Here is an 8740-nt window from a genome sequence, read left to right on the forward strand (position 1 = left end):
ATAATCATAATATAAGTGCGCAAAATTAAATAATATCATTAGAAGCACAGATTTTCGCAGATTAATGCAGATAATCAGCACAATAATCTGCGAAAGTCCGTGTTAGCCTGCGTTTCTGAACAGACCGGTTTTGTATAAACTGATTCTCAACATCTACTTATCTCTATGGCTTATTCTTTTTTTATCGTATCGGCCGGATTTATCCGCATCAGCTTTATTATCTGCCACCCTATCGCCATCGCAGTCAACAAAGCCATGACCGCAAACAGAATAACGCCCCACTCCCATCCATACACAGACTTCAGTGAAGATCCTTCCAACAGATTGGCCATAGCCAGTTTCAGCAGCGGATAAACCAACAGATACATGAGCAGAAACATCGTTATGTATGACTTGGCAAATAACATGGCAATATCCCTGTACGAAGCTCCGTTGATTTTCCGGATGGCCACTTCTTTCCGGCGGGTTACAGCGTCCATCGAAATGGAAGAATACATGCTGAGTATCACCAGCATCAGACTGACCGCAGCCAATATCCACATCACCGCTTCAAGCGTATCCATCATCGAATATACGCTCCGGCTGCCGAACTTATATACGTCCAAGGGCAAAGTGTATGGAACATGCTTCCGGCAGACCGCTTTTACCTTCCCCATCACTTTATCCGCATCCTGCCCGGAGGCAACTTTCAGCAGCCAGGTCTTGAAATCCTGTGCCGGGAAAAAGACAGAACCTGCAATACGACTGTTTCCCGTTACATTCTTGTACAGCTCTTCATAAACTCCGGCTATCTGATATGCCTTGCCGTCCAGCCTGATCATCCCCTTTACATGCTCATGCCGCATAAGCTCCGCAACGCTTCTGCTGACGTAGACAAACCCTTCGGTTTCCGTTTCCAATGCCTTTCCTTGCAGGGGGATATGGAAAAAACTGAAATAGTTCGGATTTCCGGTCATCACCTTGAGCCTGACTTCCGTACTGTCCTGCTTCATGAAAGTGATGAATCTGTAAGAAAGCATTCCGTCATCAGAATCCTCATTGAGGGAGGTCTGTCCTTCAATTTCCGGCATACGGTTGATTTCCGCATGTATTGCGTCCCAGTTATTCCGGATAACAGCCGTAGTCATGTCTATTGCAATGATCCGGTTTTCCTCTACCTTTTCCGAAGGATAATACAGCCGGCTTCCCAGTTCATCATACGACAGCCGGACAATAATCACAGTTCCGAGGAATCCCATGGACACAAACAACTGGATGCAAATCATCACACAGCGGAATCCATGCCTCCGCCCGTTTGTACGGATCCGATTGACAAGATTCACCCGGCGTACACGCCACACCGGACAAGCGACAATGAACAGACAGATGAAAAGAACCGCAAGATAAAGTCCGCCCTGCACCAGATAACAGTCTTCCAGCACAAACCAGCCCATGTTTTCTTCGGGCAAAAACGGAAAGCGGGAAACCAACAGCTGCAAGCCTTCAAGCAAGACCTGCGACAGCAGGAAAGCAAAAGACAACATGCAGAACACTTCGACAAAAAGCAGACAAAATACGCCCTTCATGTCTGATCCCATGCTTTTGCGCAGGGCCAGCTCATGCTGGCGGGCATAAAACATCTGGAAAGTGAACTTCAGGAAAGTGATCAGTCCCGACACCAGAATCAGGGAAGCGAGAAGGAGAGCCAAAATCTTCGCGATTACCGTATTCGTCTGCCCGCTTACCGGCGAAGCGTCAACTGTCACCGTCTTTCCTTCCTTGTCCCACGCTAGCCGTTTCAACGTTTCGTCCAGACCGGACAGCATTTGCCCTTCCGGAATGAAAGCATGAACCTGCAGCCAGGCATACGGCTGCAGCTCAAGCGGAAAATAACAATCCGCATCCAGATTCAGTCCGTCTTTGGGCACATCCGCCACGTTCACTATCCGGTAATCCCTTATTCCGTTTTCCGGCATGAAGGGAGCAAGGCGCACAACCATACCTATGGGACTTCCTCCCCGGGCTATCCTTTCAGCAAACTCAGACGAAACAACAATCTCATCCGCCGACTTCGGCAGAAAATTTCCATACAGCAGCGGCAGGTTGAAATAACGGAAAAAGGAACTGTTCGTCACTTTATACCGTACAATATACGGCAGGCTGCTCCCGTCTTTTCCGATGACATCCGCATCCGTGCGCATTGTAGCGGAGTGGACGGAAACCGAATCCAGTATTCCTTCCGTACGGAAAAGCAGTTCGTCCACATCCGCCAGAGCAAACGGCATGTCACCCCCCGTTTCTTTAGTGAATGCCATGATGCGGACATACCGTTCGTGTTCCGGCAATCTGCTGTAAGCGTCTGCCATACGGTCGACAAACAGATATGCCAGACTGAACACGACAATGCCCACAGCCAGACATAAAGCAGAAATCATGCTCTGCACCTTATACTTCCACAGATTCCGTACCGCTATTTTCAAATAATGTCGTATCATCATACTCCGTTTTTTATTCTTTCTTTATCATTTCTGCCGGACTGATGCGGGCAATGCATACAATGCGGGTCACAACCGTCAGGGTTGTAACCGCGGCCACAAACAGAAACACGCTTATCCAGAACCAGGCTCCATACTGAAAAAAGATACGGTACATCTGCCCCCAGTATCTCATGAATCCATAAAGCAGCGGAAAAACCAGAAGAGCCGTCATCCCGCCTATCCCGATATAGGTGCGGGCAAAAAGCCACATGATCTGCCTTGCGCTTGCACCATGCACCTTGCGGACGGCAACTTCCTTGCAGCGGCTCTCCGTATCAACCGTTATGGCCGCATAAACCCCTAAAAGCGTAAGGGTCACACATACCGCTGCCAAAAAGAGAATGACGCCTTTCAGCATGCTTTCTATCCCCTGTTGCGCTTCAATGTCATCCAGAAAAGTAGTGATGCGAGGTTCTATCGTATGAGGCAAGGCTTGCCGCAATAGTCCGTAAACATACACGCGCACTTCGTCTGTCTGTCCTGCATGGCATTTCAGGTAACAGTGCCCCACATACTGACGAAAATCGGCAAGCTGGAATACATATCCTTTCTCAGCAAACGCCCCTCTGTATGCATCCGTTACAAAAGAACTGCTTATTCCGGTCACTTTATAGCCTTCGTTGTAATACCCGTAAAGCGTAGTGCCTAAAGGCACCTGCTGAAACTTTGTGCGCAGCTCCTGTGCGAAAGCCTGATCTATCACCAGTTCGTTGCCGGTATCGGGTATTTTGCCTTGCAGCATGGGAATATGCATAAACCGGAAAAAGTTTGGAGGTACGGAAAGAATATTGACCGGAGTTTCCTCCTTATCGCGCCGGGAATCCGGCTGGATATAGAACACATTGCCGGAGGCACCCTGTGTATAATCAACGTCTGACAACAGGCAATCTTCCACCCCGGCACATTGTTTCATGCGCTCTATCAAGGCAAGCTTTTCCGCCTGCTTCATAAACGGGTAATCCAAGGGGATGCTCAATATCCTGCTTTTCTCCTGACGGGTCAACGTACCGAAGAGTGCCGATGTGGTTTTATCTGCCTGCAGATAGAGTGCGAAAGACAAGGTGACAAATATCCAACAAATGAAATACTGGATGGCAAGCATGATGTTGCGCACCCGATGCTTACCCCGTCCGATACTTATGCCGCGGATGCCTGTCTGGATATTTATCCGACGTGTACGTGCCACAGTAAACAAGCATACACCCAAGCTGCCTGCCAGCACCAGCAGCAGATATTGGGCACACTGGTATTGCAATACTTGGACATCAACAGCAAGTTCAAAGTTCATCACAACGATGTGCAATACGGGTGCCAACAACTCTATCAAGACAAAGACCAACAGGAAAGCTATCAGCACCGTCAGTGCCGCCTGAACAAATAATTGCCCCAACAGATGTGCGTTGCCTCCCCCGAATACTCGCCGGAGACTGTACTCGCCGCTGCGTGCCAAGAAAGTCCCCACCTGAAAATAAAAGAAATTGAGCAACCCCACCAAAAGCACCAAGCTCCCGATAATGCCGGCAATCCACACGATATACATCGTACCACCGTACTTCCAATAGGCATAACCTAAAGGACGGACATGCACATCGAACTCCCTGCCGAACATCTGCAAACCCAATCCCTTGGTGCGAAGGTCTGCTTCCAGTTCCTTCCGGCTATCTTCCCCTCCTTTCAGCAATACATAACCCATACCTCCCGTCACGTCCTTTCCCTTCCATTGCAGCCTCCCATCGCTATCATTCAACACCAGCATGGCGAGAGACTGCATATACGTAAAACTATTATTGGAAGGAATATCTGCCATCACCGCCTGCACGGTATAGCCGATGCCACTGTTCGCACCCGCAAAGGCGAACCTCGACGTGGTGCACAAACGCTTTCCGATGGCATCCTGCAAGCGGTTGCCATAGATGCGCCGCGCAAAGGTTTCCGACAAGATGACCGCATTGGGCGTATGCACAGCAGCTTGCCACGAACCCGCCAGCACATCCACACCGAATACTTGACGGAAACACGTATCTACTTCCATACATAGCATCGGGTCGAACGGCAACATCTCGTCGGGCTTCACTTCTATCTCAAACGAACGATAGCCAGGATACCCCAGGTATGTAAAGGCTTCTGCTTCCATCCCGTTCAGGATACGCAACTTATCTATCAGTTCCGGAGGCACTCCAGCCAAATCTGTCGCTCCTTGGGGTTCCTTCATCGCAATCTCGCCAATACGCTCTTTCTGAGGGAAGCATTGGTCGGTTGCCCACATCAGCCGACATACATACAGGCAAATGCTGAAGCACAACAAACATACCGCCAGCCCCACGATGCCAATCGCGCTCTGCACCTTGTACTTCCACAGATTCCGTACCGCTATTTTCAAATAATGTCGTATCATTTTAGTTTATGAGTTTTTTAAGTTTTATGATCATACACAACGCCCTACATCTGCAGGCTTCCCGTCAGTTGTTTTCCGACCTCATCACCTCTGCCGGATTGATGCGCGCCGCCTTGCCCACCTGCCACCAGAGCGTGCCCAACGAAATCAGCCCTACCAGCAGCAACGCCACGATGAATATCCATGCCGAAAGCGGTGCCTTCAGCACAAAGCTCTCGGTGTAACGGCTGATAATGAACCAGGCCAGCGGAACCGCCGCCGCAAACGAAGCAAGCAGCACTTTCAGGTATTTTCCGCCAAGCAGCCAATAAAGGCCGGCCAAGGTAGCGCCGTTCACCTTGCGGATAGCGATTTCACGGTAACGCCTGCGGATGTCGAAGAGCGAGATGCCGAACAGCCCCATGCACGACACCACGATGGCGATAAAGGCGAACACCGAATAGACCGTAGCTATCTTGCGGTCGTGGGCATACTGTTCTTTCACCACATCCGAAAGCCATGCATGGTCGAACTCTTCGGTTCCGTAGATTTCCTTCACCGTGCGGCGCAGGTACGCCAGCAGCTCTTTTTCCTTGCCCGGGTGTACGGCGATGGAAATCTTGCCACGTTCGTATCCTCCACTTATGACATAAACAATGGGCTGTACGCCACCGGTCAACTTACCGAAATAGCAATCGGCTATTACCGCCGCAACGGGCATCAGTTCCAACCCACCCTTCTTTACACTGCCATCAGCTCCAAAAAACATCCAAATAGGAGTTTCGGCCCTGACAAACGCTTCTTCCCTATCGGCATAGCCGAATAGTTTCATGGCTTCCTCGTTCAATGCTATCTCGCTACGGGTTACGTCACGTATCTCATCCGGCAAGTCGCCATCAAGCACTTTCAATCCGTAAAAATCAAAAAAAGCTGCAGGAACAAACAATGCCTTCACCGCTACCTTTTTATCCTTTTCATTGAAATAATTTATTTGAACTTCAGAAGTGATTTCATTAAACGAACTGCATATCCACGAATCAATGTACGGACACTCGTCCAATGCCTTCCGGATCCTTTCGATACGCTCGTTACGTGATTTTCTCCGCTCGTCCGTTTCATTCCCGTAATTCCAGTTTTCTTTCTGCAGATCTGCCTCCAATATTCCTTCCGTGCGGAACCCTGGAGGCGTATTGATCAAGAAATCAAAATGACGGTTGAAATAGACAGACAAGACTACAAGCACCACCGTAAAGACATACTGGATGCCCAGCAACACCGCACGTGAGGCAACGGAATAGCGCACCGGCACATTGCGCATGGAAACGACAGGCGAACGATAACCGTACTTGATATAAGGATAAGCCGAAGTGAGCAAAGGCAATGCCACAAGAATGCCCGACGACAGCCATCCGTCGAACCAAGTGTAGCTTATCGGCTCTTCCAACAAACGCTCTACCGGAACTGCTGTAACCTCTATCAGCACCCATGCCACGAAGAGCGAGGCAAATACCAGCGCGAAATTTTCCAGCCAGATTTCCACGAAAAGCGAAGAACGCTTCAGCCCCAACACCTTCTTGACGCCATATTCGCGCCAACGCTTCGCCAGCATCACCATATAGAGATTGATAAAGTTCAAGATGCCTACCGCCAACAACAAGATTATCACTCCCGACAAAATCAGCAGGTAAGACTTGTCGCCGTGGTTCATCAACGATTTCTCCACGACAATGGAAGGATCGAAATAAAACTGTTCCCAAGGAATAAACCGGTAACGCATAGGACCGGAATATTTCGTATCGCGATAAATGCCGCTCACCTTGTTTATCGCATCCAAACCGACACCCGGCAATACGCGGACCATTTCGATACTCATCCGGTTCCAATCCTGCAAACCGCGGGAAACCAACACGTCGAATTGCCAAACGGTTTTATTGGAAGAGCTGTCTATCACTCCTTGCACGACAACAGGTATGCCATCGTAAACCAGCACCTTTCCAAGAGGATTCTCCCGTCCGAACAGTTGTTCGGCAAACTTGCGGGTAAGGATGGCTCCCTGACTGCCTTGCATCGCCACAGTCCCCGCCACTACCGGATAAGCGAAGAAACGGAAGAAGGTAGAATCTACCGCCAGCATATCGGCATTGTAAGTGCGGTTCTCATACAAAATATGTGTACGCTCATTGGGAACAACCAGGCAGCGTTCCGTTACCTGCCCATCGGCAAGATAAACCGAGTCCATATACATTCGGGCACTGGGACACCAATTGCCGTGCACGTCTGCCAGCGGCAACACCACCGTTTCCGGATGAATGCAATTAGCGTCCACCGTAAGTTCGCGGTGGATGTAGCGCAGCAAGATGATGCTGCAAGCCAGGCTGAACGCCAGTCCCGACAAGCTGATGAGGGTATAGGACCTGGCGCGCGTCAGATGACGCAATGCGTATCGTAATGTCTTCATATAGCTTCTTTAACTTCTTCTTCAAAACACCAGTTCTTCGGCATCGCCAAAGTTATCATATCCCGTGGTAATAACCCAATCTCCGGGCTGCAAACCTTCGGTTATTTCATATTGGCGGGGATTTTGGCGGCTAATGGTTATCGGAACCTTCACCGCCCTGGTGCGGTCGGCGTTCAGCCTGAATATCCAGTTGCCTCCCGTCTGCTGATAGAAGTTGCCGCACGGAATCACCACAGCCTTTTCGGGCTGGCCCAGTTCGATCTGCACGCGGAAGCTTTTGCCCAGCCGCACGTTGTCGGGCATGGCTCCGGTAAACACCAGGTCGACATCGAAGGTGCGGTCCTTCACTTCCGGCACCACCTTGCTCACACGGAGCGGATAACGCCTGCCCTGATAAGTCACCGAAGCGGGGAGCCCTGCCGTTATCCGGTCGACGTAGTATTCGCTCAGTGCAACATGAATCTTGAACTGGTCCAGCACCTTCACCTCGGCGATGTTCTCGCCGGAAGCCACCTGCTGGCCGGGCGTCACCTTCACGAAGCTCAGCTGCCCGTCGACAGGAGCGCGCACCACCAGATCTTCCGTCCTGCCCAACGAACGCTCCCACTTTTTCCGTTCCCGTTCCCTGTCGTTGAGCAGCAGCTCTTTGCGGATTGCCGTCATAACCGAATCGCTTTTCAGCCCTTGCAGCTTGAGGCGAGTCGACTCCAGCTTGTAACGGTATTCGTCGGCCGATACCTCCAGCTGCGCCTTGCTCCGGACGCCCATCCTGTATTCTTCTTCTTCGAGCGCGAAACTCTTTCTGATTTTGCTCAGCTCGTATTCCGCCTCCAGTGCCTGCTGCTTGAGCGTGAGTGTCTTCTGCTCCATTTCAAGGGTCTTTTCCTCATACGAGATGCGCTGTTTTTCCCACTCGTCGCGCTGGTCTTCCAGATCGCGCATCAGATCGGGGTTGGTCAGCGTGAGTATGGTGTCGCCCTGTTTCATCAGACTCCCCTCTTCCGCAACAATGCGTTCCACATTGCCGCTCTCGCGCACGTTGACCATGAGGGTAAGAATGGGGTGAACCACTCCTTCCACATCTACATACTCCAGAAACTCATCGTTTTTCACTTCGGCCACCTGCACCGATTCCGGATCAATGCGCAGCCTGCGCGGACCGGAAGCAAGCACCGTTGCATAAACAAGCCCGCCCGCCACGACTATACCTGCCGCCAGGCGGTAGCGGTAGCGCACATACCAAGGTTTCTTTTCTAGCTTTATATCCATTTTTCTATAACAATTTGCTGTAAAACAAACAGTTGCCACATCCTCAATTCCGGATGTCCTGCCATCTTTATCTCTTCACTCCAGTGATACGATCTCTTCATTGCAGTGATACGATATCCTCAC

At 50.5% G+C, this 8740-nt stretch carries 4 protein-coding genes; all 4 read right to left on the reverse strand.

The features are described from left to right. Positions 1 to 170: 170 nt before the first annotated feature. Positions 171 to 2477, reverse strand: a complete 2307-nt coding sequence (locus NW212_RS14825) for an ABC transporter permease (RefSeq protein WP_258339395.1) — start codon at positions 2475 to 2477, stop codon at positions 171 to 173. A 10-nt stretch (positions 2478 to 2487) separates the two neighbouring features. Then, a complete protein-coding gene (locus tag NW212_RS14830) occupies positions 2488 to 4911 on the reverse strand; it encodes an ABC transporter permease (RefSeq protein ID WP_258339396.1) in 2424 nt (807 codons plus the stop codon). A gap of 64 nt (positions 4912 to 4975) precedes the next feature. Further along, complete coding sequence (locus NW212_RS14835; RefSeq protein ID WP_258339397.1) at positions 4976 to 7348, reverse strand: ABC transporter permease; 2373 nt, start codon at positions 7346 to 7348, stop codon at positions 4976 to 4978. A 21-nt stretch (positions 7349 to 7369) separates the two neighbouring features. Further along, complete coding sequence (locus NW212_RS14840; protein ID WP_258339398.1) at positions 7370 to 8617, reverse strand: efflux RND transporter periplasmic adaptor subunit; 1248 nt, start codon at positions 8615 to 8617, stop codon at positions 7370 to 7372. Positions 8618 to 8740: the final 123 nt, after the last annotated feature.

The organism is Bacteroides sp. ET225, assembly GCF_024733745.1.
Taxonomy (GTDB): domain Bacteria; phylum Bacteroidota; class Bacteroidia; order Bacteroidales; family Bacteroidaceae; genus Phocaeicola; species Phocaeicola excrementipullorum.

Bases quoted from the DNA above. Each gene is read 5' to 3' on its own strand.
- NW212_RS14825 (WP_258339395.1), bottom strand. From the start codon at position 2,477: ATGATGATACGACATTATTTGAAAATAGCGGTACGGAATCTGTGGAAG.
- NW212_RS14830 (WP_258339396.1), bottom strand. From the start codon at position 4,911: ATGATACGACATTATTTGAAAATAGCGGTACGGAATCTGTGGAAGTAC.
- NW212_RS14835 (WP_258339397.1), bottom strand. From the start codon at position 7,348: ATGAAGACATTACGATACGCATTGCGTCATCTGACGCGCGCCAGGTCC.
- NW212_RS14840 (WP_258339398.1), bottom strand. From the start codon at position 8,617: ATGGATATAAAGCTAGAAAAGAAACCTTGGTATGTGCGCTACCGCTAC.